Genomic DNA, 24,242 nt, shown 5'->3' on the forward strand with positions numbered 1-24,242 from the left:
CCATGACGAAATAGTCGGCGACACAGTCTTCAAGCAAGGAGCCGCAGCATGAGCTACCAGCCCACTCCCGATGACAGGTTCACCTTCGGCCTGTGGACCGTCGGCTGGCAGGGAAGGGACCCGTTCGGTGACGCCACGCGGCGTGCCCTGGACCCGGTCGAGTCGGTGCAGCGCCTGGCCGAGCTGGGCGCCTACGGCGTGACCTTCCACGACGACGACCTGATCCCCTTCGGGTCCTCCGAGAGTGAGCGCGAGGAGCACATCAAGCGCTTCCGCCAGGCCCTGGACACGACCGGCATGACCGTGCCGATGGCGACCACCAACCTCTTCACGCACCCCGTCTTCAAGGACGGCGCTTTCACGGCGAACGACCGTGACGTGCGTCGCTACGCCCTGCGCAAGACCATCCGCAACATCGATCTGGCCGTCGAGCTCGGCGCGAAGATCTATGTCGCCTGGGGCGGCCGTGAGGGCGCGGAGTCCGGTGCCGCCAAGGACGTACGGGTGGCGCTCGACCGCATGAAGGAGGCCTTCGACCTCCTCGGCGAGTACGTGACCTCCCAGGGCTACGACCTGAAGTTCGCCATCGAGCCCAAGCCGAACGAGCCGCGCGGTGACATCCTGCTCCCGACCGTCGGCCACGCCCTGGCCTTCATCGAGCGCCTGGAGCGCCCGGAGCTGTACGGCGTGAACCCCGAGGTCGGCCACGAGCAGATGGCCGGGCTGAACTTCCCGCACGGCATCGCCCAGGCGCTGTGGGCGGACAAGCTCTTCCACATCGACCTCAACGGCCAGTCCGGCATCAAGTACGACCAGGACCTGCGCTTCGGCGCCGGCGATCTGCGCTCCGCGTTCTGGCTGGTCGACCTGCTGGAGAGCGCCGGTTACGCGGGCCCGAAGCACTTCGACTTCAAGCCGCCGCGCACCGAGGACCTCGACGGTGTGTGGGCCTCGGCCGCGGGCTGCATGCGCAACTACCTGATCCTCAAGGAGCGTGCGGCCGCGTTCCGCGGCGACCCGGAGGTACAGGAGGCCCTGCGCGCCTCCCGCCTGGACGAGCTCGCCCAGGCCACCGCCGCCGACGGCCTGGAGAGCCTGCTCGCCGACCGCACCGCCTTCGAGGACTTCGACGCCGAGACGGCCGCCGCCCGCGGCATGGCCTTCGAGCACCTCGACCAGCTCGCCATGGACCACCTCCTGGGTGCCCGCGGCTGATTCGGCACGCACGCGTGTGTGCAGCTGGTGAGCGTGCACACACGCGTGCCGTCGAACGATCGGTTTCGCTCGGTCTCGGCTCGGTCCTCGCGCGTTCTCCGCGCGGTGCTCGCTCGGCTTCGAGCGTCTGCGCGCGCAATACGCCGGAATCATGCGGTCCATGGCATGAGTCGGTATCAACTTCCGTGCGGGGCTCGCGCCGCGAGCGGTTCACCGCGACGCTGGACGGTATGGCCATGCCGCCCGAACCGCCTCGACCGCCCGGACCGCCGGGCGACATGCCGCCTCCGGGCGGCTTCGGACCGCCCCGCTCCGGCTACGGACCCGACGACGGGACGGGCGGGGGCGGCTGGTCGCCGCCGCCATCGGGTCCGCCGGGCGGGTCCGGAAGGCGGAGGAACCCCCTCTTCGTCGTCCTCGCGCTGCTCGTCACCGCCGGAGCCGTGGTCGCCGTCGTGCTGATGAGAGGCGACGATTCGCCGGCCGACGAGCCGAACGTCGGCAGCAGCACCGGCAGCGGCGCCACCCCGGCCCCGTCCTTCAGTCTTCCGGTCGAGCTGCCCAGCGGCTTGCCGACCGAACTGCCCTCGCAGCTCCCCACCCGGCTGCCCAGCCGATTGCCGACCGCGTTGCCGAGCGATCTGCCGAGCGACCTCGAGTCACTGCTGCCGTCCCTGGAGGAACTGCTGCCCTAGCGGCCACGCGCGCGTGGCCACCAGGGCAGTGCCACGCGCGCGTGCCGAGGTGCCGTCGCTCACACGCCGTGCGGCAGCCGCACATAGGTGACCGTCGTCTCGATGCCGCTGTCGACGAGCCGGCCCTGCGCGTCGAACGCGCCGGCGCCGTCCGTCATCCCGAAGTCGTTGTCGTTGATGAGGGCCAGCGTGGAGTGGTCCACGAGCGCGACGCCCTCGATCTTCCCGGGCACCCCGGCGACCGTGCCGAGATCGACGGCCGGCCGCTTCGCCAGCACCGGGACTCCCGAGGCCGCGGGGTCGTCGAGCTGCTCCAGCGACGGGGACGTCGTGTCGTCGTCCCAGCGGTCGCCCAGGATGTTCGCCGCCCGGCTCAGTCGTACGAGGTGCAGCCGCGCGGCCTTGTCGGTGCGCTCCTCCACGAGCAGCCGGTCGCCGCCCACGGCGACCAGCGAGGAGATCTTGAGCTCGGAGGTGTCGTCCTCGCTCGGGTCGACCACCTCGACCGGGTCGAAGCGGTACGCGTACTCGGCGGTGACGGCCTTCTTCTTCGGTGAGAAACGCAGCAGTCGCGTGGTCCGCGAACCCTCTCCCGCGTTCGTGTCCGGAAGCGACAGCGGGCTCTGCACCGCCAGGATGAGGTCGCCGCCCGGGAGTTGGGCCAGCCCCTCGAAGCCACGGTTGATCTTCCGGTGCAGCAGGACGGCCGGCAGCGCCTCCACCACGGGGTAGTCCGTGCCCGTGAGCTTCAGCCCCTTCGGCACGTAACGCGTCAGCACCCTCCCGCGCGCGGAGACGTGCACCAGCGAGGGTCCGTACTCGTCGACGAGCCAGAAACTCCCGTCCGCCGCCCGCACGATGCCCTCGGTGTCCAGCCCGTTCGGGTTGTACGGCACAGGCGTCTGGGCGTCGTAGGAGTACGGCGCCTCGTCGCGCCCCGCCTGATTCGGCAGGCCCGTCACGGGCTTCCCCGACTTCGTGGTGACCGGGATCGCCTGGAGCACCTTCACCGTGTCCCCGGCCACCCGGATCCGCACGATCGCCGGGTCGAACCCCGGCACGGGGAACGTACGGCGCTTGGTGCCGCCGACCTTGATCTGTCCGTTGGGCCCGCGGTCGGTGACCGTCCAGAACTCGCCCTTGCGGCCCGCCGGATAGATGTCGCTGCCGATGCCGCCGAGGTCCACGCCCCGGTCGTCGGCCACCGTGCCGGGCAGCAGCGTGTTGCTGAACGTCCCGAGCGGGATGTCGCCGAGCGTCGCGGTCCGCGTGACGTGCGCCTCCTGGGCCGGAGTGCCCGCGGCGGCCGGTCCGGCGGTGGCGAGTGCGGCCAGCACGGCGAGCGGTACGCCCGCCGCGACGGAACGATGGACGCGGCGCCGACCGGTGGCGTGCGGGGACATCAGGCCTCCTGAGGAGAAGATGTGACAAGTTCGCTGACAGCGGCCAGGTTTGGGGCACGCGCCGAACGCCGTAGGACCTCCGGATGAACAGGGGGCGTCGGCCGCCCGTCGGGCCGACGTCCCGCGCGGCATCGTAGGGAGCCCGGCCTAGGAAAGCGCTTCCTCGCCATCGGGGCGGGCCACGGCCAGAGCCGTCGCCGGGTCGTGGGCCGCCTCCCCGGCCGGCATCCAGCGACCGCCCTCCTCGCGGTACGGCCACCACCGGCCGTCCGGTCCCAGCCGCAGCTGGCAGGCCGTCCCGACGACCGTCCACCGGTTCCCCCGCGCCCGCAGCACCGGCCGCTCGTCCTCCTCCCAGGCCGAGTCCAGCGCGGCACGCGCGCGTGCGAACGCCTCGCCCTCCACGACCCACTCGTCCTCGAGCACGGACAGGGCGGCTGCCCCGCCGTCTCGCCAGGCCCGTACGGCAGCGGCCAGTTCCGCCCGGTCGCGCCCCGACCCGGCGGCGAGACGGCCCAGCGCGGCCTCGCCGGGTCGATCCACCGTCCCCGAGACGTCGAGAACGCCCTCCGCCAGCCGTACGGCGTCGTGGCCCACCGTCGACCCGGCCGTCGGCGCACGCCGTTCCGCTCCTTCGCGGAGCGCCTCCGCGAGCAGCAGGTGTGCCGCGGCGGCCGTCCGGGCGGCCAGGATCACCAGCGCCGCCGGTTCGACCCCGGCCGGGGGCGGGACATCCGTGTCCCAGGAGGGCGGCACACCCGGTTCCGGCGGGAGTTCGGGCACGGGGGGCAGCGGGGGCAGGATGTTCCCGGCCGCGTACGCCTCCGCCGCGTCCACACCTTCGGTCCGCGGCGGCTCCGCGTCGGGCCGAGCGGCGGAGCCACGCGCCTGGAGGTCGTCCAGCAGGCTCTGTTCCGCACGTCCCCGAAGCAGCAGGAGGACGAAGGGATCCTGGTCGAGCAGCCTCGCCACCTGGTAGCAGACCGCCGCCGTGTGACCGCAGTGGTCCCAGGCACCGCAGTCGCACTGAGCCTCCAGATCGCCCAGCCCCGGAAGCAGGTCGATGCCGGCCGACTCGGCGTCCTCGACCAGATCGGGCGGCATCTCCCGGTCGAGCAGCGCGGCGACGTGCCCCGCGCGCTCCACCGCGAGGTCCAGAAGGCGGTCCCACCGGTCGTCCGAGAGCCGGTCGAGCAGCACGTCGGCCCGGTACCGCGTGTGATCGCGGTCCTGGACGACGGCAGTGATCCGCCCCGGTCGCACCGACACCGCGCCCACGGCGCCCCCGCGCGCGAGCCGACGGCCCGTCCTCACCTGCTCCCCGTCCAGCGCGCCGGCCTCGAGCGCGGTCAGCCACGCCCGTCCCCACCACGTCCGGGCGAACCCCCGCCCGTGCGCGGGAGGCAAGGCGGCGAAGGTCCGTTCCTCGACGCTGTCGTGCCGGTTCATCGCGCATCCCCTCGCAGCTCCACCAGATCGGCCAGCTCGGCGTCCGTCAGTTCCGTGAGCGCCGCCTCGCCGTACCCGAGCACGGCGTCCGCGAGATGCTGCTTACGGCGCAGCATGGCGGCGATGCGGTCCTCGATCGTGCCCTCGGCGATCAGCCGGTGCACCTGCACGGGCCGGGTCTGGCCGATGCGGTACGCCCGGTCCGTGGCCTGCGCCTCGACGGCCGGGTTCCACCAGCGGTCGTAGTGCACGACGTGCTCCGCGCGCGTGAGGTTGAGGCCCGTGCCGGCGGCCCTGAGCGACAACAGGAACACGGGCACCTCACCGTCCTGGAAACGCCGGACCATGTTCTCGCGCTCGGCGACCGGAGTACCGCCGTGCAGGAACTGCGTGGGCACGCCCCGCGCCGCCAGGTGCTGTTCGAGGAGCCGCGCCAGCCGCACGTACTGCGTGAAGACCAGCACGCTCGCCCCCTCGGCGAGGAGGGTGTCGAGCAGCTCGTCCAGAAGTTCGAGTTTCCCGGAGCGGCCGGCTGTCCTCGGCCGTTCCTCCTTGAGGTACTGCGCCGGGTGGTTGCAGATCTGTTTGAGGCCGGTCAGGAGCTTCACGATCAGCCCCCGGCGCGCCATGTCGTCCGCTTCGGCGATCGCGGCGAGCGTCTCGCGCACCACGGCCTCGTACAGGCCGGTCTGCTCCCTCGTGAGGGCCACGGGCCGATCGGTCTCGGTCTTGGGCGGCAGCTCGGGGGCGATACCCGGGTCCGACTTGCGGCGGCGCAGCAGGAACGGTCCCACGAGTCGGCCGAGCCGCTCCGCCGCGGCAGGGTCCCCGCCGCTCTCCACGGCTCGCGCGTACCGCGTACGGAAGGCGCCCAGCCGGCCCAGCAGACCGGGTGTCGTCCAGTCCATGATGGCCCACAGCTCCGACAGGTTGTTCTCCACCGGCGTGCCCGTCAGCGCCACACGCGCGCGTGTGTCGATGGTGCGCAGCGCCCGCGCGGTCGCCGAGTACGGGTTCTTCACGTGCTGGGCCTCGTCCGCCACGACCAGGCCCCACGGCACCTCGCCGAGCCGCCCCGCGTCCTGGCGCAGCGTGCCGTAGGTGGTGAGGACGAACTCCCCGTCGGCCAGGGACGCCAGATCACGTTGCGGACCGTGGAAGCGGCGCACCGGCGTGCCCGGAGCGAACTTCTCGATCTCCCGCTGCCAGTTGCCCATCAGGGACGTCGGACAGACCACGAGGGTGGGACCCGCCGCCGAGGCGTCCGTCTGGCGGTGCAGGTGCAGGGCGATCAGTGTGACGGTCTTGCCGAGCCCCATGTCGTCAGCCAGACAGCACCCCAGTCCCAGGGCCGTGGTCCGGGCCAGCCAGTCCAGGCCGCGCCGCTGGTAGTCGCGCAGTGTGGCGTCGAGGGCCGCGGGCTGCGCCACGGGCTCCTGCGACTCGGGTTGCGTCAGCCGCTCCCGCAGGGCCGCCAGCCACCCGGTGGGCCGCACCTCGACCCGTCGGCCGTCCACCTCCGTCGAGCCCGTCAGAGCCGCGCTCAGCGCGTCCACGGGCGTCATCTTGCGGTCCTGTTGCGCGTGGGCCCGGCGCAGTTCCCGCGGGTCGATCAGTACCCATTGGTCGCGCAGCCGCACCAGAGGCCGATTGGCCTCGGCCAGCCGGTCCAGCTCCTCAGGGGTCAGCTGCCGGTCGCCCAGCCCGAACCACCAGGTGAACGTCAGAAGGGAGTCCGCCGACAGGAAGGACGGTGTGTCCGTGCCGAGCCGATCGCGCCCTGCTTCCGGCTCGGGCGGCCCCACGACCGCGCGGGCGGTGAGGGTGCGGGCCAACTCCCTCGGCCAGTGCACCTCGATCCCCGCGCCCGCCAGCGCCCGCGCGCCCTCGCCCAGCAACTCGGCCAGCTCCTCGTCGAGGAGCTCGACGGCGTCCGGCACGGCGGCCGACAGCAGGGGTGTCAGCGCCGGCCAGGCACGGGCCGCACGGCGCAGGGCGAGCAGGACGTCCATCCGCGCGCGGAGGCCGAACGCCCCGTGCGTGGCGCCGGAGTCCGCCCAGACGTCGGTGGCGTCCGCGACGAGCGCCGGGTCGCTCACGCTGTGCACCTGCGGCACGGCCCGGAACCCGGGCGCGTCGATCCCGGGCATGTCGAGCCCGGAGACCTCGATGCGCAGCGAGATCCGTACGCCGGCGTCGTGGCCCGCGGCGACGTCGGCGGCCCACGCCCGCAGTTCCGGCAGGTGTCGGGGCTGCGGGGCCGCGTAGGCCGGGCCTCCCGTCAGGAGCGGTGCGGCGGGAGTGCGGGGGAGCGTGTCCGCCACGGCGTCCAGGAAGGCGCGCAGCAGTCGCTCGGGGTCGGGAAGGCGCAGGGGCGGGGTCTCGTCCACGGGGACGGCGTGTGCCTCGGGCGGCATCGAGGCGGCCAGTCGGCGTACCTGGTCGAGGTCCTCCGGAGCCAGCGGGCCGATCCGCCAGGCGTCGTGGTCCTCCGGTGACAGACCGGGCAGCAGGAGACCGCGCGCCACACACCGCAGGGCCAGCAGAGCGGCCGCACCCCAGAAAACTGCGGCCCGGTGTCCGTCCGGCACGGCACGCGCGCGGGTGAGGAGGGGCAGGGCCGCTTCCAGCGGCAGGAGCAGGGCGGGCACACGCGCGAGTGCCACACCGGAGCCGGCGGGCCGGACGACGGCCAGGTCCTCCACCTGTCGGCCGGCTGGGGCGGGAGGGGCCTCGTCGTCGGATCGCCAGAAGGCGACGCCGCCGGTTCGGGCCGGGGTGCCGGGCACGAACACGGCGGAACAACGTGCCAGTTCGGAGATCTCGAACGGTGTCTCCAAGGGAACCCTCTGCACGGCGATGAAGATACTCCTCAAACTTGACTACCAGGGCGGGGTCGCCGAGGGTACAGCACTGCGGCGGGAAACGCGCACCGTGTGAGGATCCGGTCCGGTCCGCCATCCTGGGACGGGAACTCTCAGGGGCGTCTCGGGGCTGTACCTCAGGGACGTCTCAGGGTCGGGTCCGGAACCGCCGGCCGCGTGGAGCCGTTCTCATGGCAGAGAGCGGCAGTGGCCGCGAAGGAGGCGACGCACATGTCGAAGAACGCGAAGATCGCCGCAGGGGGTGTGGCGGTCGGACTGCTGTTGTTGATCTGGCTGCCCTGGTGGGCCGCCCTGCTGATCGTGCTGGGGGTTCCGGCGGCGGCCTACCTCACCTTGGATCCCTCTCAGCAGCGCAGGCTGCGCCGTGCCACGCGCAAGGAGCTCGGCCGCTGAGTGACGGGGACCGCGTCGCGGCCCCCGTCCTGCGCACATCCAAGCCGTCGGAGCCCATGGAGTGGGCGCCGAACGGCCGTAGAGAGATCGCTGCGACCTCAGAGCGGCCGTACGGCCATCTTGTCGAGCGCTTCGAGGAGCCCGGGCAGTTCGGGTCCGCGGCCGACCGGCAGCACCTCGCCGGGCTCTTCGTCGAGCAGGACGAACGCGATGTCGTCGGTCCTGGCGACCAGCGACCAGCCGGGACCGTCGGCGCGCAGCGTACGCGCGTCACCGGGCGCGAACGACGACCGGACCCGGCCGAGCGGCGGCGGGGCGTCCACGTAGGCGCGTACCTCGGCGAGGACGCGTCGGATGCCGCTGTGGCCACTCGCCACGCCCTTCTCGGCCCCGTTGACCCCCTTCGCCCCGTCGGCGCGGTCGGCAGTGCCGGACGCGCCCGCCTTTTCGTCCCGGGCCCCCTGGCCGGCGTCGCTGCCGGTATCCGCGGTGGTGCCCTCCTGTGGGCGGGCGAAGTCCGCGTCGTCGATCTGCTCGCGCCACAGGGCCCACTGGAGCGCGATCTCGTCGGCCCCCAGGCGTCGCTGGGCCGGGCCCCAGGTGGTCGTGTCCGGAGGCGACAGCGCGGGGCCCTCCGCGACCTCGGCGGCCGGATCGTGCGGCGCGGGCACGCCGGGAGCCGCGACGGCGACCGCCAGCGGCCAGCCGGGCAGGGCGGCGACGACCGTCCGCTCGCCGGGCGACAGGTCGTACTCCATGCCGCAGTCCCACGACGCGATGGCGACGGCCACCAGCGACACGTCGTCGATGACGACCGTCCACCGCGCGCCCTCGCCGTCCTGGCCCAGCACCAATCCGTACCCGTCGGCGAGCGGCGGGAGGCCGAGCGCCGCACAGGCCTCCGGGTAGTCGTCGCCCAGCGCGCTCGGGAACTTCGCCGGCGTCAGCAGCACCGCCGTGAGCACATAGAGCGCATCGTCCGCGGCGGCGACGGCGTCCTCGTCCGTCCCAGCCATCCCAGCCTCCCCATAGGTTTGTCCAACGGCGCGCACCCTAGTGCGGCGGGAAGGCGCTTGTCACGACTCCCCGACACACCCGAGCTGCGGCTTTCCGGTCGGACGGGGCGAATCGACCACCCCCGGCCGTTGCGTCCGTCACGCCGGCGGCAGTCCGAGGAGCTCACGAGCCACGGTACGGGGTGACTCGTCGCGCTCCCGGGCGAGCGCGATGACCGCGCGACAGGCCAGTTCGTTGACCCCGAAGGACAGCGCCTCCGGCGACACCCAGCCCGCTGCCTCGTCGATCCTGTCCTGATCGTCCTCGGCGCACGCCGAGACGTACGCGGCGGCCGCCTCGAACAGATTGTGGGTGCGTTTCCCACCACCACGCGACTCTTTCCCGGGACGCCCCTCCCCGTCCGGACGCGACCGCGCGCGCATCGCGTCGCGGAATCTCCCGTAGGCCTTGCGGACCCTGTCCAACATGCCGACCGCCTTCCCCTCGCGTGGTTGCCCTGACTGATCCTTCATCTCCCGCTGTTCAACCTAGAGTTGGAGTTCCGGCGGCAGAAGGGGGACGGTGCGGTGAAGCGCTTCGAACGGCTCAGGCAGATCCGGCGGATGGACCCGTACGAGGACGCGTTCGAGATCTACCGACTCACCGCGGCGTACGAGTTCCCCTGGGACGTCACCCGCGCTCTGGAGCTGGCCCTGTACCGCACCTACGCGGTGCCGAGCATCGGGCGTCTGCTCGCCGAGACGGCGGAACTCACGGACCGTGCCCAGAAGCGGTACGACGACACCGCACTCCTGCTCGACGCCGTCGTCGAGCACGGCTTCGACAGCGAGCAGGGCCGGACGGCCGTCCGGCGCATCAACCAGATGCACCGCTCCTACGACATCGGCAACGACGACATGCGGTACGTGCTCTGCACCTTCGTCGTGATGCCGAAGCGATGGATCGACGCCTACGGATGGCGCAGGCTGTCGCGCCACGAGATCGTCGCCTGCACCGTGCACTACCGCGCCCTCGGGCAGCGCATGGGCATTCAGGACATCCCCGAGACATACGAGGAGTTCGAGGCCTGTCTCGACGCCTACGAAGAGGCTCACTTCGCCTGGGACGAGGGCGCGCGGCGGGTCTCGGACGCCACGCTCACCCTGATGGCCTCCTGGTATCCGAGGCCGCTGGCACCCGTCCTGCGCACCGCCACACTCGCCCTGCTCGACGCACACCTGCTGACGGCGTTTCGCTACACCGCTCCGAGCCCCGTGACCCGCGCGCTGGTGCGGGCTGCGGTACGCGCGCGTGGACGCCTGGTGCGGCTGCTGCCGCCGCGCCGCGCACCCCACCACGCGCGACAGAACCGGGAGATCAAGGGTTACCCGAACGGCTTCCGGCTGGGCGAGCTGGGCACCCGTCCGGTGCCCGGCGTCCGAGGCTGCCCCGTCCGGCAGCCGGGCGGGTCATCCGCCCAGTGAGGCGAGTGTGTCGCGCAGCCAGGTGAGCTCGGCCCGGGACGTGGCCCGCGCGATGGTCAGCACACCGCGCCGGAACGGGTCCTCCAGCTCTTCGGCCCGCAGCGGCCGGTCACCTTCGTAGAAGAAGCTCGCCGGCTCCTCCAGGAAGGCCAGTCGGCGGCGCAGCACGGCCGCTTGGGCGGTGGCGTCGTCCAGGTGCCGGAGGAAGGCGAGCACCGTGAACCAGCGGTTCTCATCGGTGATGTCGCGCTGGGCCGGTTCGGCGAGCTGCCGACGCAGTGCGTTCCCGCCCTCGTTGGTGAGGCTGAGGACATGGCGCGGAGCGGCGACGGCGCCGGGCTCGGTGGTGCGCACCAGGAGACCCGACTTCTCCAGTCGCTTGATCGTCGGGTAGAGGGTGCTCTCGGCCACCGGACGGACGTGTCCCGTCAGCGCCGTGATGCGTTTGCGCAGTTCGTAGCCGTGCAGCGGGGCGTCGTACAGGAAACCGAGGATGGCGAGCTCCAGCATGCCCGCATTCTGCCGCATGGCAGTGGTACATCGACGTGGCTTTACCTCCCTGCGGTCTTACCTCGATCGTCGAGTACATCGGTCTCACTATATAGCGTTGACTTGATACATCCGATCCGATGTATGTTGAGCGTCGCCGGAATCGACGGCGGTGACGAGCCGAGGGGAAGACGATGCAGCAGGCGGAGTTCGACGGTGCGGGCAGCCATGTCCGCTGGACCGAGTCGAACGGCGCGGGACCCGCGCGGGTGTACGTGCACGGCCTGGGTGCGGCCTCGGCCGTCTACCACGCGCATGTGGCCGCCCGTCCCGAACTCGCCGGTCGGCGCAGCCTCTTCGTCGATCTGCCCGGGCACGGCATCAGCGACCGTCCCGCGGACTTCGGCTACACACTCGACGGGCACGCCGACGCCCTGGCGGCCGCGTTGGACGCGGCGGGGGTGACCGGCGCCGAACTGGTCGCCCACAGCATGGGCGGCTCCGTGGCCGTCGTCCTCGCCCACCGCCGGCCCGACCTGGTCGCGCGGCTCGTGCTCACGGAGGCCAATCTGGACCCCTTTCCGCCGCCCTCCGCGGGGAGCAGCGGGATCGCCTCGTACACGGAGGAGGAGTTCGTCGACAGCGGGTACGCGCGCGTGCTGGCCAAGGTCGGGCCGACGTGGGCCGCGACCATGCGGCTGGCCGACCCGCGGGCTCTGCACCGCACCGCCGTCGGACTCAGGCGCGGGTCCGACCCGGTCATGCGCGAGATCCTGGTCGGCCTCGACGCGGTGGAGCGCGTCTACCTCCAGGGTGAGCTGACCGGTGAGCTCGGCGGAGCGGACGCCCTGGAGGCGGCGGGCGTGCGCGTGGTGACGGTCCCGGGCGCCGGTCACAACGTCATGTTCGACAACCCCGACGCCTTCGTACGGGCGGTCGCCGGGGAGGCGTGAGCCGTCAGGCCTCGCGGACGGCCAGGGCCAGGAAACAGGCGTCCTCGTCGGCGTACGACATCATGCGCCAGCCCGAACCGGCCAGCATCGGGCGGAGGTTGGGTTCCGCCCGCAGGTCCTCCGGTGTGAGCTGCCTTCCCTGACGGGCCGCGAGCGCGGCCCTGCCGATCGGGTGGAACAGTGCCAGCGTGCCGCCGGGGCGCACCACCCGGGCCAGCTCCCGCAGGTTCTCCTGCGGCCGCGGCAGGTGGGCGACGAGGCCGGCCGCGAACACGGCGTCCAGCGACGCGGAGCGGAAGGGGAGCGCGGTCACGTCGGCGAGCATCAGTCGCCCGGCACGGTCGCGTCCGGCCCGTACGGCGGCCGCCAGCATGGCCAGCGTCAGATCCGCCCCGACCACCACTCCGGACGGCCCCACGGCCGCACGCAGCGGCGTCAGGGCCCTCCCGGTGCCGCAGCCCGCGTCCAGCACACGCGCTCCCGCTCGGAGGCCGAGCCGGCCGACCGCGGCGGCGTAGGCGGGCCCGTCGTCCGGGAAGCGGCTGTCCCAGTCCGGGGCCCGCGCGCCGAAGAACTCCTGAACGTGTGTGTGGTCGTTGCTCATGCTCCGCATGATCCCTCACCGACACGGACGACGCCTCGGTGCACACGTTCGAGCGTGACCCGATCGTTCCGGCGCACTACTACGCCACATTGCAACACCTTTCGAAATGCGCCCCCTTTGTGCTCCCGTGCCCCGACTAGCGTCCCGTGGCCATGGGACACCTGGACCACGCCGCCTTCGGCTGGCTGACCCCCGTGCTGTCGTACGTGATGGCCTGCGTGGGCGCCGCCCTCGGGCTGCGCTGCACCGTGCGGGCGCTCGGCGCCACCGGACGCTCGCGCCGCAACTGGCTGATCACCGCCGCCTCGGCGATCGGCACCGGAATCTGGACCATGCACTTCGTGGCCATGCTCGGCTTCGCCGTCGGCGGCACCGACATCCGCTACGACGTTCCGCTGACCGTGCTCAGCCTTCTCGTCGCCATGGTCGTCGTCTGCGCCGGCGTCTTCGCCGTCGGCTACAGCCGTGACCGCACGCGCGCGTTGCTGATCGGCGGCCTCACCACCGGCCTGGGGGTAGCCAGCATGCACTACCTGGGCATGGCCGCCGTCCGGCTGCACGCCGACGTGACCTACGACCCCGTCCGCGTCGGACTGTCCGTCCTGATCGCCGTCGTCGCGGCGACCGCGGCCCTCTGGGCGGCGCTCAACATCAGGTCGCCGATCGCGGTCACCCTCGCCTCCCTCGTCATGGGCGCGGCGGTGAGCAGCATGCACTACACGGCGATGTTCGCGGTGAGCGTCCATGTCACGCCCTCCGGCGAGCCGCTGCCGGGGGCCTCGGCGATGCAGTTCATCTTCCCCCTCGCCGTCGGCCTCGGCTCCTATCTCTTCCTGACCTCGGCCTTCGTCGCGCTGTCGCCCACGACGGGGGAGCGCGAGGCATCCGCCTCGGCCCAGCAGCCCGTGGACAGCCTCACCGTCCGACAGCAGGCCCGGCCCGTCTGACGCGCCCGGCCCGTTCCTGAACCCCTTCCGAGCGAGGAGGCCATGCGTACACCCCGTAGGACCCCCACGGCAGGCGCCGACGCGCCGCCCCCCACACGCGGGCGCCGCGCCCACGCCGGACCGCCCGCCGACGAGGCCGGGGACGAGCAGATCGACACCTCCGCGGACGCGATACCCCCGCGCGCGGAGCGCTGGCGCATCAGGCCGCGCACCGTACGCGCCAAGATCGTCTGCCTGTTGATGGTGCCGGTCGTCTCCCTGCTCGCCCTCTGGGCGTACGCCACCGTCAGCACCGCCCAGGACGTGTCCGGGCTGCGCCAGTTGCAGCGCGTGGACTCGCAGGTCCGCGCCCCCGTGGCAGCGGCGGTGGCCGCCCTTCAGACCGAGCGCGCGGCCGCCGTGCGCTACGCGACGAAGCCCGTCCCCGGGCAGGGCGGCGACCTGAGGGCACTCGCGGAGCGCACGGACCGCGCGGTGGGCCTGCTGCGGCTCGGCGACGACAGCACGGTCGCCGACGGCCAGGACCTCCCCACGGGAGTGGCCCAGCGGCTCGAGACGTTCGTCTCCGGGGCCGAGGGCCTTACTTCGCTGCGGACCGCGGTCCTGGACGGCAGCGCCGGCTGGCAGGAGACGTACGGCCGGTACACGAGCACGATCTCGGCGGCCTTCTCGGTCGGCGGTGCCCTCTCCGGCGTCCAGGACGCCGAACTCGGCTCGGACGCGCGCGTGCTGCTCGAGTTCTCCCGCGCGGGGGAGGCGCTGGCCCAGGAGGGCGCCGTGCTCGCCGGCGCGCGCCTCGCCGGACGCCTCGACGGAGAGCGCCTGCGGCTCTTCACCGGCGCCGTCGACACCCGCCGCACCCTGACGGAATCGGCCGTCGCAGACCTGCGCGGCCCCGAACGCGCCGCCTGGCAACGGCTCGCCGCCGGCACCACCTACGCGGCCCTGTACGCCGCCGAGGACAGGGCCCTCGCCGACGGGCCGGGCGCGAAGGCGCTCGCCGCCGCCCCCGCGAGCAGCTGGGACGGGGCTCACGCGCGCGTGCAGAACGGGATGCGGACGATCGAGGCGGACGCCGGACGCGGTGTCGCCGACCGCGCCGACCCGTTCACCCGCGGTCTGCTCACCTCGGCCGGCGCCGCTGTCCTGCTCGGCCTCGCCGCCGTCATCGCCTCGCTCGTCATCTCCGTGCGCATCGGCCGCGGACTCGTCGTCGAGCTCGTCAGCCTGCGCAACAGCGCCCTGGAGATCGCCCGGCGCAAACTCCCGGAAGCCATGCGGAAGCTGCGCGCAGGGGAGGAGATCGACGTCCGCGCGGAAGCGCCGCCGGGACCTCCCTCCGAGGACGAGACCGGCCAGGTCGCCCAAGCCCTGGGCACCGTGCACCGCGCAGCACTGCGGGCCGCCGTGGAACGCGCCGAACTCGCCAGCGGCATCTCCGGGGTGTTCGTCAACCTCGCCCGTCGCAGCCAGGTCCTGGTCCATCGTCAGCTGAGCCTGCTGGACAGCATGGAGCGCCGCTCCGACGATCCGAACGAGCTGAGCGACCTCTTCCGGCTCGACCATCTCACCACCCGCATGCGGCGCCACGCGGAGAGCCTGATCATCCTCTCCGGGGCGGCGCCCGGCCGGGCGTGGCGCATGCCGGTCTCGCTCACCAACGTGGTGCGTGCCGCCGTCTCCGAGGTCGAGGACTACGCGCGCGTGGAGGTACGGCAGCTCCCCGAGGCAGCCGTCACCGGCACCGCCGTCGCCGACCTCACCCACCTGCTCGCCGAACTCGTCGAGAACGCCGCCCAGTTCTCGCCCCCGCACACGCGGGTGCGGGTCACCGGCGAACCCGTGGGCAACGGCTACGCCCTCGAGGTCGAGGACCGTGGCCTGGGCATGGGCAAGGAGACCTTCACCGAGGCCAACCGGCGCATCGCGCAGTCGGAGGCGCTCGACCTGTTCGACAGCGACCAGCTCGGCCTGTTCGTGGTCAGCAGGCTCGCCGCACGCCACGGCATCAAGGTCCATCTGCGGACCTCGCCCTACGGCGGCACCACCGCGGTGGTCCTGCTGCCGACGGCGCTGCTGCACAGCGGCAAGCCGGAACGTTCCGCCCGTGAGGTCACGGAGACCGAGCCGCGGCCCGCGGAACGCGGGTACGCGCGCGTGTCCGCCACGGACCGGCACACCGCCGACCGGCGTCAGGAAGCCGTCCCCGCCTCCGCCGACCGCCCCGCACTGGTGGCCCCCGTACGAACCGCCTCCGTACGAGCCTCCGCCCAACCGGAGGCTGCCGAACCGGCGGCCGCCGACCCCCCGCCTCCCGGAGTCACCGCCTTGCGCCTGCACCGTCCCGCGGACGACGCCGAAGGATCGGACGACCTCCCGCGCCGGGTACGGCAGGCCAACCTCGCCCCCCAACTGCGCAGGACACTCGCCGAGGAACCACCCCGGTCGCCCGGCCCGCGCGGCGACGAAGGGCGCACCCCCGAGCTCGTACGGGACCGGATGTCCGCGTACCGGGCGGGCTGGGCACGCGGCGGCGGCAGACAGCCCGGCCACGGAGCCGCCCCGGAACCCGAACCGGGCAGCGACAGCAGCGAAGGAGACCCCAGATGATCCAGGACCCGAGCACGAGGTCGGCCCAGCGGTCCGGCGAACTCGACTGGCTGCTGGACGACTTGGTGATGCGCGTGAGCGAGGTACGGCACGCCGTGGTGCTGTCCAACGACGGACTCGCCGTCGGTGCCTCGACCGACCTGAGGAGGGAGGACGCCGAACACCTCGCCGCCGTCGCCTCCGGCTTCCACAGCCTCGCCAAGGGCGCGGGCCGTCACTTCGGCGCCGGCGGAGTGCGCCAGACCATGGTGGAGATGGACGACGGCTTCCTGTTCGTGGCCGCCGCGGGCGACGGCTCCTGCCTGGCCGTCCTCACCGCCGTGACCGCCGACATCGGCCTCGTCGCCTACGAGATGGCCCGGTTGGTCAAGCGGGTCGGGGAGCACCTCTACACGGCGCCACGGCTCGGCGGGCGCCCGACCGCCGCCGGATGAGGCCAGAGAGCGACCCACGCAGATGACCGAGGACATGACCCCCACCCCGCGCGAGCTGGGCAGCCAGTGGTACGACAACGAGGCCGGCCCGCTCGTCCGCCCGTACGCCATGACCGGCGGGCGCACGAAGCCCGGACCGACCGGAGTGCGCTTCGACCTGATCGCCCTGGTCACCCTGGATCCGGGTGCGCCGAGCACGGACGGCATGGCGCTCGGACCGGAACACCGCGCCCTCATCGGACTCTGCCGCGCGGAGACCCAGTCCGTCGCCGAACTCTCGGCGGGCGCGGACCTTCCCGTGGGCGTGGTCCGGGTGCTCCTCGGAGACCTGCTGGAACTCGGCTGCGTCACCGTCAGCCGCCCGGTCCCGCCCGCGCAGTTGCCCGACGAACGGATTCTGCGCGAGGTGATCGAGGGGTTGCGAGCGCTGTAGATGCCCCCCCCGGACGGACCCGGACGCGTACGGACCCACCGCACACCGACTCGTGCGCGCCTTCGGACACCGAACGCGCAAGAGACGGTCACATCGGGCAGATAGCGGTCGAACCCCTCGGAAAGGGGCCGCGGTTGTCATGATGCTGACTTCGCACTTCGCACTCCGGCGCCGAAGCCCCGCGCGACCACCGCGCCGAGCCACGGCTCCCCCGTACCGACCTCGACCGTTGCCGACACTCCCGAGAGAAGTGATCCATGGTCTCCGAACACTCCGACACCACGGGCGGCGACACGGCTCCGCTGGCGTTGAAGATACTGGTCGCCGGCGGGTTCGGCGTCGGCAAGACCACCATGGTGGGCGCGGTCAGCGAGATCAAGCCGCTGCGCACCGAGGAACTGCTCAGCGAAGCCGGCCAGTCGGTGGACGACACCGACGGCGTGGACCAGAAGGTCACGACGACCGTCGCCATGGACTTCGGCCGGATCACCATCCGTTCCGGCCTCTCCCTCTACTTGTTCGGCACCCCCGGCCAGGACCGTTTCTGGTTCCTGTGGGACGAGTTGTCGCAGGGGGCTCTGGGCGCGGTGGTCCTCGCCGACACCCGGCGTCTGGAGGACTGCTTCCCCGCGGTCGACTACTTCGAGCACCGGCACATCCCGTTCGTGGTGGCCGTCAACTGCTTCGTGGGCACGCGGACATACGGCGCCCAGGACGTCTCGCGCGCCCTCGACCTCGACGGCGGGACCCCCGTCGTCCTGTGCGATGCCCGGGACCGCGACTCGGGGAAGGAGGTGCTGATCCGGCTGGTCGAGTACGCCGGGCGGATGCACACCGCCCGGCTGCTCGACTCCGTGAGCTGACCGCGCCCACGCCGGCCCGGTCAGTCCGCGATGTCCTTCTGCGCCAGGACCTTGTCGACGGCGACACGGACGAGCAGTTCGCCCGGCACCCCGTTGCGGGCACCGAACTCCTCCGCGCGTTCCTCACCCATGTAGCGCGCCGCGATCCGCGTCGCCCAGTGCCGGATCTCGTCGAGGTCCTCCGAGATGCGGGCCCGGCCCCGCAGCACCACGAAGTCGAAGGGCGGCCGGTCGTCGTCCATGCACAGGGCGACCCGGCCGTCCCGCGCCAGATTGCGCCCCTTCACCGTCTCCTTGCCGGTGTTGAACACCACGTCGTCCCCGTCGAGCAGGAACCAGATCGGCGCCACATGCGGACTTCCGTCGGCCCGTACGGTGGACAGCTTCGCGGTGCGGGTCCCGTACGTGACGAAGGCCCGCCATTCCTCATCGGTCATCTTCTGTGCCATGCGGCCATCCTCCTTGCTCCCGCGGCCGCTCCTGGGGAAGGCTGGCGGGCAGATTCTCCGGCGAGGCGGAGGGTCACACGGGGAACGTCACACGGGGAGCGGGACATGGCGCAGAACCAGGGGCTGGGCTGGCTGTTGGACGACCTGACGGAGCGCGTCGACCACGTACGTCACGCACTCGTCCTGTCCAACGACGGGCTGGTGGCGGGCGCGAGTGCGGGACTGCTCCGGGAGGACGCGGAGCACCTCGCCGCCGTCTCGTCCGGACTGCACAGCCTGGCGAAGGGATCGGGGCGGCACTTCGGCGCGGGCCGAGTGCGCCAGACGATGATCGAGTTCGACGACGCGGTGCTGTTCGTCACCGCCGCGGGTACCGGCAGTTGTCTGTGCGTGCTCAGCGGGGCGGAGGCCGACATGGGGCAGATCGCCTACGAGATGACCCTGCTCGTCAACCGGGTCGGCGAGCACCTCACGGTGGACGCCCGGCAACCCGACCGCGCACCACTCGAGGACCTCTGACCTGCGCTTTCACCTTCCTCCGTGGAGTTATCCACAGGCTCGCCTCGACGTCGGTGATTCCGGCTACGGTTTTTTCCGAGGCCACTGCCGACCGTGCTGGCCTGCTTCACTCCACTTCACTCCACGAGGGAGACGACCATGTCCGGCAACACCGTCACGCGACCACTTTCCGCTACCTGCACGCCGAGCCACGCGGCGCGGGAACTGGATCTGAAGCGGAGCGAGTTCGACCTCGCCGTGCACCTCGGGCGCATCAGGACCGTGCCCGACGAAGGCGGAGGGGGTCGTCGGGTGGCTCGGGCGGAGATCGAGCGTCTGCGCTCGGAGCCCCGCTTCCCCGAGGCGCTGCGCGCGAGCGTGCTGGCCGTGGGGACCAGCGAAGGCGCCGCCATCATGGGCGTGCCACCGGCCCGGTTCACCCGCCTCGCGCGGCTGGGACTCGTGGTGCCGGTCAGGTTTTATCTGAACCGCTATCGGGCCGTCGTCTGGCTCTATCTCGCCGACGAACTCGAGCAGTTCGCCACCGACGGGACCAACGCCTTCCTGCTGACCGGTCGCACACCCGGGGTGCTGCGGAGCCGGCTGGATGCCGGTGTCGATCTGCGGCCCCGCAACTGGCGGGGACGCCACCTGGGCTTCCTGCACCGACAGGCCGACGGCCCCTGGCAACGCGCCGGAGTCCTGGCCGGATTCCTCGACCCCCTCCAGGTCGCGGCGGTCGTCGAGGACCCCTACGAACGCTCCCACCTGAACAGGTTCCGGCCCCGGCCGCCCGCCCAGGGCACCCCCGGCACCCCGGCCGCTGACCTCGTGGAAAAGATCATGACGGCCGACGACCCGGACGAGATCGACTGGCTGAGGTACGACCTGGAACGGACCCTGGCCGAGGCACGGGCCGAGCAGCCCGCGCCACGGCCGGCCTGGAAACCGGCGCCGACGCCCCCGGCCGGGCCACCGGACCGGCCCGAAGACACCGACCGTCCCGACCGGCGGACCCGCGGACTGCTGACCTGGCTACGCCACCGAGGCGGGTGACACACCTGATCTACAGCGCCCTGAACAACCCCTCCTGGACGACGGACACCAGCAGGCGCCCCTCCAGGTCGTAGATCCGCCCACGGGCCAGCCCGCGTCCGCCGGTGGCGATCGGCGACTCCTGGTCGTACAGGAACCACTCGTCCGCGCGGAACGGCCGATGGAACCACATCGCGTGGTCCAGCGACGCCATGTCGAAGTTCCGCGGACCCCACAAGGGCTCGACCGGGAGGCGGACGGCGTCCAGGAGGGTCATGTCACTGGCGTACGTGAGCGCGCAGGTGTGGACGAGCGGGTCGTCGCCGAGCGGCCCGACCGCGCGCATCCACACCGCGCTGCGCGGCTCGGCCTCCTTGACGTCCTCGGCGCTCCAGCGCAGCGGGTCCGCGTACCGGATGTCGAAGGGCTGACGGCGCGCCATCCGTTCCAACTGCTCGGGCAGCTCGCCCAGATGCTTCCGGATCTCCTCGACGACCGTCGGCAGGGACTCCGGGTCCGGGACCTCGCGAGCCGGCGGCAGCTGGTGCTCGAAAGGACCTTCCTCAGGCTTGTGAAAGGAGGCGGTGAGATTGAAGATCGTGCGCCCCTGCTGCACGGCGGTGACCCGGCGGGTCGTGAAGGACCGCCCGTCCCGCACCCGTTCGACCTGGTACACGATCGGCACACCCGGGCGGCCCGGACGCAGGAAGTACGCGTGCAGCGAGTGCACGGGCCGGTCTCCCTCGGTGGTCCGGCCGGCCGCGACCAGCGCCTGGCCCGCCACCTGGCCACCGAAGACCCGTTGCAGGGACTCCTGCGGGCTGCGGCCGCGGAAGATGTTGACCTCGATCTGCTCGAGGTCGAGCAGATCGACGAGCTTCTCGGCGGGATTCGTCATCGGTGCGCTTCTCCTGTGCCCTCTTCGGTACTCACAACTGGCCGACGGCGGTGACGCGGACGACGGCGCGGCCCTCGGCGTCGGAGGCCGTGAGGTCGACCTCCGCGCTGATGCCCCAGTCGTGGTCGTCGTTGGGGTCGTCGAAGATCTGACGGACCCGCCACAGGGCGTTCTGCGGCTCCTCCTGGATGATGAGCAACTTGGGGCCCCGGGCGTCCGGGCCCGTGCCGAGATCGTCGTACTCGTCCCAGTACTTGTCCATCGCCTCGCCCCACGCGTCGGCGTCCCAACCGGACTCGCCGTCCAGCTCGCCGAGTTCGTCGACGTGGTCGAGAGCGGCGAGCTCGACACGGCGGAACATCGCGTTGCGGACCAGGACCCGGAAGGCACGCGCGTTGGCCGTGACCGGCTTGACCTCGTCGGCCTTCTCCTGGGCCTCCTCGGCGGTCATCTCCGCCGGGTTGGCGAGCTGCTCCCACTCGTCCAGCAGACTCGAGTCCACCTGGCGCACCATCTCGCCCAGCCACTCCACGAGGTCCTGGAGATCCTCCGACTTGAGGTCGTCCGGGACGGTGTGGTCGAGGGCCTTGTAGGCGCCGGCCAGGTAGCGCAGCACGATGCCCTCGGTGCGGGCCAGCTCGTAGTGGGACACCAGCTCGGTGAACGACATCGCCCGCTCGTACATGTCACGGATGACGGACTTCGGCGACAACGGATGGTCGCCGACCCACGGGTGGCTCTTGCGGTAGGTGTCGTACGCGTGGAAGAGCAGCTCCTCCAGGGGCTTCGGGTACGTGATGTCCTGCAGGCGCTCCATCCGCTCCTCGTACTCGACGCCGTCCGCCTTCATCAGGGCCACCGCCTCGCCACGGGCCTTGTTCTGCTGAGCGGCCAGGATCTGACGCGGGTCGTCCAACGTGGACTCCACGACGGAGACCATGTCGAGGGCGTAGGAGGGCGACTCCGGGTCGAGGAGTTCGAACGCGGCCAGCGCGAAGGTGGACAGCGGCTGGTTCAGAGCGAAGTCCTGCTGGAGGTCCACGGTGAGGCGGACGACGCGGCCGGAGGCGTCCGGTTCGTCGAGCTTCTCGACGACCCCGCCGTCCAGCAACGAGCGGTAGATCGCGATCGCGCGCCGGATGTGCCGAAGCTGCTGCTTGCGCGGCTCGTGGTTGTCCTCGAGCAGATGGCGCATCGCCTCGAAGGCGTTGCCGGGCCGGGCGATCACCGACAGCAGCATCGTGTGCGTGACCCGGAAGCGGGACGTCAGCGGCTCCGGCTCGGACTCGATGAGCTTGTCGAAGGTGTTCTCCGCCCAGCCCACGAATCCTTCGGGCGCCTTCTTGCGCACCACCTTGCGACGCTTCTTCGGGTCGTCACCGGCCTTGTTGAGGGCCTTCTCGTTCTCGATGACGTGCTCGGGAGCCTGCGCCACCACCAGACCCGCCGTGTCGAAGCCGGCCCGCCCGGCCCGGCCCGCGATCTGGTGGAACTCACGGGCCCGCAGGGTACGCACCCGGTTGCCGTCGTACTTGGTCAGCGCCGTGAACAGCACGGTGCGGATGGGCACGTTGACGCCCACACCGAGGGTGTCCGTACCGCAGATCACCTTCAGCAGGCCGGCCTGGGCGAGCTTCTCCACCAGACGCCGGTACTTGGGCAGCATGCCGGCGTGGTGGACACCGATGCCGTGCCGCACGTAGCGCGAGAGGTTCTGGCCGAACTTCGTGCTGAAGCGGAAGTTGCCGATCAGGTCGGCGATCCGTTCCTTCTCGTCGCGCGAGCACATGTTGATGCTCATCAGCGCCTGCGCCCGCTCCACCGCCTGCGCCTGCGTGAAGTGCACGATGTAGACGGGCGCCTGCCTCGTCACCAGCAGGTCGCTGAGCGTCTCCGTCATCGGGGTGTACCGGTACTCGTACGACAGCGGCACCGGCCGGGTCGCCGAGCGGACCACCGACGTGGGACGGCCGGTGCGCCGGGCGAGGTCCTGCTCGAAGAACGACACGTCGCCGAGCGTGGCCGACATCAGCACGAACTGCGCCTGGGGCAGCTCCAGGATGGGGATCTGCCACGCCCAGCCGCGGTCGCCCTCCGCGTAGAAGTGGAACTCGTCCATGACGACCTGACCGACATCGGCGTTCTTGCCGTCGCGCAACGCGATCGAGGCGAGCACCTCGGCGGTGCAGCAGATGACCGGGGCGTCGGAGTTCACCGACGCGTCGCCGGTCAGCATGCCGACGTTCTCCGTGCCGAAGATCTTGCACAGCTCGAAGAACTTCTCCGACACCAGCGCCTTGATCGGAGCCGTGTAGAAGGTGACCTCGTCACGGGCGAGAGCCGCGAAGTGCGCGGCCGCCGCGATCATGCTCTTGCCGGAGCCGGTGGGCGTCGACACGATCACGTTCGCCCCGGAGACCACCTCGATCAGCGCCTCCTCCTGGTGGGGGTAGAGCGTCAGACCACGCTCCTGCGCCCAGGACTCGAAGGCTTCGTACAGGGCGTCGGGATCTGCGGTCGGCGGCAACTGATCGATGAGGGTCACGCCCCCATCTTGCCTGTCCTCGTCCCTGAGGGGGGAATCGGATGCAGGTCCGAAGATCACGACGGCTACGCTGTGTCGCCGACGGAGCGTCAACGCACCCGGTCAACTGGACAGCGGCATTCGAGGAATAGGGCGGGCACCGGCCATGATGGGACCAGCACACTCACTGTCGGGCGCGGCCGCCTGGCTCGGCGTAGGTGCGGCCGCCGCCGCGGCCGGGCACACGATGCCCTGGCCGGTCCTGCTCGCGGGTGCGCTGATCTGCGCCGGAGCCGCGCTCGCTCCGGACCTCGACCACAAGGCGGCCACCATCTCGCGGGCCTTCGGCCCCGTCTCGCGCTGGCTGTGCGAGATCGTCGACAAGCTCTCCTACGCCGTCTACAAGGGCACCAGGAAGCAGGGCGACCCGCGCCGCTCCGGAGGCCACCGGACCCTGACGCACACCTGGCTGTGGGCCGTCATGATCGGCGGAGGCGCCTCGGCGCTGGCGATCACCGGTGGCCGCTGGGCGGTCCTGGCGCTTCTCTTCGTACACATGGTGCTGGCGATCGAGGGGCTGTTGTGGCGGGCGGCCCGGGGCTCCAGCAGCGATGTGCTGGTGTGGCTGCTGGCCGCCACCAGCGCCTGGATCCTCGCCGGGGTCCTGGAAAAGCCCGGCAACGGCTCGGACTGGCTGTTCACGGACCCGGGCCAGCAGTACCTGTGGCTGGGGCTGCCGATCGTGCTGGGCGCCCTGGTGCACGACATCGGCGACGCCCTGACCGTCTCGGGCTGCCCGGTCCTGTGGCCCATCCCGATCGGGCGCAAGCGCTGGTACCCGATCGGTCCGCCCAAGGTGATGCGGTTCCGGGCCGGCAGCTGGGTCGAGCTGAAGGTGCTGATGCCCGTGTTCATGGTGCTCGGGGGAGTGGGCGGCGCGGCCGCCCTCAACTACATCTGACGAGCCACCCGACGGCCGCCGTCG

At 71.8% G+C, this 24,242-nt stretch carries 23 protein-coding genes; 13 read left to right on the forward strand and 10 right to left on the reverse strand.

Features of this window, described 5'->3' with window-relative positions; genetic code table 11:
* The first annotated feature begins 48 nt into the window (after positions 1–48).
* A complete protein-coding gene (xylA, locus tag ACFVYS_RS37330) occupies positions 49–1,215 on the forward strand; it encodes a xylose isomerase (RefSeq protein ID WP_327181699.1) in 1,167 nt (388 codons plus the stop codon).
* A 230-nt stretch (positions 1,216–1,445) separates the two neighbouring features.
* Complete coding sequence (locus ACFVYS_RS37335; RefSeq protein ID WP_389509437.1) at positions 1,446–1,910, forward strand: hypothetical protein; 465 nt, start codon at positions 1,446–1,448, stop codon at positions 1,908–1,910.
* 59 nt (positions 1,911–1,969) lie between these two features.
* Here ACFVYS_RS37335 and ACFVYS_RS37340 read toward each other — a convergent pair whose 3' ends face one another.
* The 3 genes from ACFVYS_RS37340 to ACFVYS_RS37350 form a co-directional block, all read right to left on the reverse strand.
* Entirely contained in the window at positions 1,970–3,313 is a 1,344-nt protein-coding gene (locus ACFVYS_RS37340; protein ID WP_389509439.1) for an esterase-like activity of phytase family protein, read from the reverse strand.
* Between the two features lie 147 nt (positions 3,314–3,460).
* Positions 3,461–4,762: an SWF or SNF family helicase gene (locus ACFVYS_RS37345; protein WP_389509440.1), complete on the reverse strand. Its 1,302-nt coding sequence runs from the start codon at positions 4,760–4,762 to the stop codon at positions 3,461–3,463.
* Positions 4,759–7,617 (reverse strand): DEAD/DEAH box helicase, encoded by a 2,859-nt coding sequence (locus tag ACFVYS_RS37350; protein ID WP_389509442.1) that lies wholly within the window; start codon positions 7,615–7,617, stop codon positions 4,759–4,761. Before ACFVYS_RS37350 ends, ACFVYS_RS37345 begins: the two co-directional genes overlap by 4 nt.
* 240 nt (positions 7,618–7,857) lie before the next feature.
* Between ACFVYS_RS37350 and ACFVYS_RS37355 the strand changes: the two genes are divergently transcribed.
* Positions 7,858–8,040 carry a hypothetical protein gene (locus tag ACFVYS_RS37355; protein ID WP_389509444.1) on the forward strand — a complete coding sequence of 61 codons (183 nt, stop codon included), beginning with the start codon at positions 7,858–7,860 and terminating at the stop codon, positions 8,038–8,040.
* 98 nt (positions 8,041–8,138) lie between these two features.
* Here ACFVYS_RS37355 and ACFVYS_RS37360 read toward each other — a convergent pair whose 3' ends face one another.
* Positions 8,139–9,056 carry a hypothetical protein gene (locus ACFVYS_RS37360; protein ID WP_389509446.1) on the reverse strand — a complete coding sequence of 306 codons (918 nt, stop codon included), beginning with the start codon at positions 9,054–9,056 and terminating at the stop codon, positions 8,139–8,141.
* 138 nt (positions 9,057–9,194) lie between these two features.
* Complete coding sequence (locus tag ACFVYS_RS37365; protein WP_389509447.1) at positions 9,195–9,524, reverse strand: hypothetical protein; 330 nt, start codon at positions 9,522–9,524, stop codon at positions 9,195–9,197.
* Positions 9,525–9,623: 99 nt separating this feature from the next.
* Here ACFVYS_RS37365 and ACFVYS_RS37370 point away from each other — a divergent pair, with 99 nt between their 5' ends.
* Positions 9,624–10,520: an oxygenase MpaB family protein gene (locus ACFVYS_RS37370; RefSeq protein WP_389509448.1), complete on the forward strand. Its 897-nt coding sequence runs from the start codon at positions 9,624–9,626 to the stop codon at positions 10,518–10,520.
* Here the strand turns inward: ACFVYS_RS37370 and ACFVYS_RS37375 are convergent.
* On the reverse strand, positions 10,506–11,030 hold the full coding sequence (locus tag ACFVYS_RS37375) for a PadR family transcriptional regulator (protein WP_389509449.1): 525 nt from the start codon (positions 11,028–11,030) through the stop codon (positions 10,506–10,508). The two genes, ACFVYS_RS37370 and ACFVYS_RS37375, sit on opposite strands and share 15 nt — an antisense overlap.
* A 173-nt stretch (positions 11,031–11,203) precedes the next feature.
* Between ACFVYS_RS37375 and ACFVYS_RS37380 the strand changes: the two genes are divergently transcribed.
* Positions 11,204–11,962 (forward strand): alpha/beta fold hydrolase, encoded by a 759-nt coding sequence (locus ACFVYS_RS37380; protein ID WP_389509450.1) that lies wholly within the window; start codon positions 11,204–11,206, stop codon positions 11,960–11,962.
* A 4-nt stretch (positions 11,963–11,966) separates the two neighbouring features.
* Here the strand turns inward: ACFVYS_RS37380 and ACFVYS_RS37385 are convergent, their stop codons facing one another.
* Complete coding sequence (locus ACFVYS_RS37385) at positions 11,967–12,566, reverse strand: class I SAM-dependent methyltransferase (RefSeq protein WP_389509451.1); 600 nt, start codon at positions 12,564–12,566, stop codon at positions 11,967–11,969.
* Between the two features lie 152 nt (positions 12,567–12,718).
* Here ACFVYS_RS37385 and ACFVYS_RS37390 point away from each other — a divergent pair, with 152 nt between their 5' ends.
* The 5 genes from ACFVYS_RS37390 (at position 12,719) to ACFVYS_RS37410 (ending at position 17,853) form a co-directional block, all read left to right on the forward strand.
* Positions 12,719–13,513, forward strand: coding sequence for an MHYT domain-containing protein (locus ACFVYS_RS37390; protein WP_389509452.1), 795 nt, complete (start codon positions 12,719–12,721; stop codon positions 13,511–13,513).
* A gap of 42 nt (positions 13,514–13,555) precedes the next feature.
* Complete coding sequence (locus ACFVYS_RS37395) at positions 13,556–16,123, forward strand: nitrate- and nitrite sensing domain-containing protein (protein ID WP_389509454.1); 2,568 nt, start codon at positions 13,556–13,558, stop codon at positions 16,121–16,123.
* A complete protein-coding gene (locus ACFVYS_RS37400) occupies positions 16,120–16,557 on the forward strand; it encodes a roadblock/LC7 domain-containing protein (protein WP_389509456.1) in 438 nt (145 codons plus the stop codon). The genes ACFVYS_RS37395 and ACFVYS_RS37400 overlap by 4 nt, the downstream gene beginning before the upstream one ends.
* Positions 16,558–16,579: 22 nt before the next feature.
* Entirely contained in the window at positions 16,580–16,990 is a 411-nt protein-coding gene (locus ACFVYS_RS37405; RefSeq protein WP_389509458.1) for a DUF742 domain-containing protein, read from the forward strand.
* Between the two features lie 257 nt (positions 16,991–17,247).
* Positions 17,248–17,853 (forward strand): ATP/GTP-binding protein, encoded by a 606-nt coding sequence (locus ACFVYS_RS37410; protein WP_389509460.1) that lies wholly within the window; start codon positions 17,248–17,250, stop codon positions 17,851–17,853.
* A gap of 20 nt (positions 17,854–17,873) precedes the next feature.
* On the opposite strand, the gene ACFVYS_RS37415 is transcribed toward ACFVYS_RS37410, so the two are convergent.
* Complete coding sequence (locus ACFVYS_RS37415) at positions 17,874–18,302, reverse strand: PPOX class F420-dependent oxidoreductase (RefSeq protein WP_389509462.1); 429 nt, start codon at positions 18,300–18,302, stop codon at positions 17,874–17,876.
* Positions 18,303–18,407: 105 nt separating this feature from the next.
* On the opposite strand from ACFVYS_RS37415, the gene ACFVYS_RS37420 reads away from it, so the two are divergent.
* Complete coding sequence (locus ACFVYS_RS37420; RefSeq protein ID WP_327181686.1) at positions 18,408–18,821, forward strand: roadblock/LC7 domain-containing protein; 414 nt, start codon at positions 18,408–18,410, stop codon at positions 18,819–18,821.
* Between the two features lie 138 nt (positions 18,822–18,959).
* The gene (locus ACFVYS_RS37425) at positions 18,960–19,856 is read left to right on the forward strand and encodes a DUF6397 family protein (RefSeq protein WP_389509464.1); all 897 of its coding nucleotides are present in this window, start codon (positions 18,960–18,962) and stop codon (positions 19,854–19,856) included.
* 10 nt (positions 19,857–19,866) lie between these two features.
* Here the strand turns inward: ACFVYS_RS37425 and ACFVYS_RS37430 are convergent, their stop codons facing one another.
* On the reverse strand, positions 19,867–20,733 hold the full coding sequence (locus ACFVYS_RS37430; protein WP_389509466.1) for an acyl-CoA thioesterase: 867 nt from the start codon (positions 20,731–20,733) through the stop codon (positions 19,867–19,869).
* 31 nt (positions 20,734–20,764) lie between these two features.
* Entirely contained in the window at positions 20,765–23,278 is a 2,514-nt protein-coding gene (locus ACFVYS_RS37435) for a DEAD/DEAH box helicase (RefSeq protein WP_389509468.1), read from the reverse strand.
* Between the two features lie 145 nt (positions 23,279–23,423).
* On the opposite strand from ACFVYS_RS37435, the gene ACFVYS_RS37440 reads away from it, so the two are divergent.
* A complete protein-coding gene (locus ACFVYS_RS37440) occupies positions 23,424–24,218 on the forward strand; it encodes a metal-dependent hydrolase (RefSeq protein WP_389509470.1) in 795 nt (264 codons plus the stop codon).
* Positions 24,219–24,242: the final 24 nt, after the last annotated feature.

The sequence above is a fragment of the Streptomyces sp. NPDC058295 genome (assembly GCF_042880655.1).
Lineage (GTDB): Bacteria > Actinomycetota > Actinomycetes > Streptomycetales > Streptomycetaceae > Streptomyces > Streptomyces coriariae.

Coding starts and splice junctions, on each gene's coding strand:
- xylA (WP_327181699.1), top strand. CDS start 49: ATGAGCTACCAGCCCACTCCCGATGACAGGTTCACCTTCGGCCTGTGG.
- ACFVYS_RS37335 (WP_389509437.1), top strand. CDS start 1,446: ATGGCCATGCCGCCCGAACCGCCTCGACCGCCCGGACCGCCGGGCGAC.
- ACFVYS_RS37340 (WP_389509439.1), bottom strand. CDS start 3,313: ATGTCCCCGCACGCCACCGGTCGGCGCCGCGTCCATCGTTCCGTCGCG.
- ACFVYS_RS37345 (WP_389509440.1), bottom strand. CDS start 4,762: ATGAACCGGCACGACAGCGTCGAGGAACGGACCTTCGCCGCCTTGCCT.
- ACFVYS_RS37355 (WP_389509444.1), top strand. CDS start 7,858: ATGTCGAAGAACGCGAAGATCGCCGCAGGGGGTGTGGCGGTCGGACTG.
- ACFVYS_RS37360 (WP_389509446.1), bottom strand. CDS start 9,056: ATGGCTGGGACGGACGAGGACGCCGTCGCCGCCGCGGACGATGCGCTC.
- ACFVYS_RS37365 (WP_389509447.1), bottom strand. CDS start 9,524: ATGTTGGACAGGGTCCGCAAGGCCTACGGGAGATTCCGCGACGCGATG.
- ACFVYS_RS37375 (WP_389509449.1), bottom strand. CDS start 11,030: ATGCTGGAGCTCGCCATCCTCGGTTTCCTGTACGACGCCCCGCTGCAC.
- ACFVYS_RS37380 (WP_389509450.1), top strand. CDS start 11,204: ATGCAGCAGGCGGAGTTCGACGGTGCGGGCAGCCATGTCCGCTGGACC.
- ACFVYS_RS37385 (WP_389509451.1), bottom strand. CDS start 12,566: ATGAGCAACGACCACACACACGTTCAGGAGTTCTTCGGCGCGCGGGCC.
- ACFVYS_RS37390 (WP_389509452.1), top strand. CDS start 12,719: ATGGGACACCTGGACCACGCCGCCTTCGGCTGGCTGACCCCCGTGCTG.
- ACFVYS_RS37395 (WP_389509454.1), top strand. CDS start 13,556: ATGCGTACACCCCGTAGGACCCCCACGGCAGGCGCCGACGCGCCGCCC.
- ACFVYS_RS37400 (WP_389509456.1), top strand. CDS start 16,120: ATGATCCAGGACCCGAGCACGAGGTCGGCCCAGCGGTCCGGCGAACTC.
- ACFVYS_RS37405 (WP_389509458.1), top strand. CDS start 16,580: ATGACCGAGGACATGACCCCCACCCCGCGCGAGCTGGGCAGCCAGTGG.
- ACFVYS_RS37410 (WP_389509460.1), top strand. CDS start 17,248: ATGGTCTCCGAACACTCCGACACCACGGGCGGCGACACGGCTCCGCTG.
- ACFVYS_RS37415 (WP_389509462.1), bottom strand. CDS start 18,302: ATGGCACAGAAGATGACCGATGAGGAATGGCGGGCCTTCGTCACGTAC.
- ACFVYS_RS37420 (WP_327181686.1), top strand. CDS start 18,408: ATGGCGCAGAACCAGGGGCTGGGCTGGCTGTTGGACGACCTGACGGAG.
- ACFVYS_RS37425 (WP_389509464.1), top strand. CDS start 18,960: ATGTCCGGCAACACCGTCACGCGACCACTTTCCGCTACCTGCACGCCG.
- ACFVYS_RS37430 (WP_389509466.1), bottom strand. CDS start 20,733: ATGACGAATCCCGCCGAGAAGCTCGTCGATCTGCTCGACCTCGAGCAG.
- ACFVYS_RS37440 (WP_389509470.1), top strand. CDS start 23,424: ATGATGGGACCAGCACACTCACTGTCGGGCGCGGCCGCCTGGCTCGGC.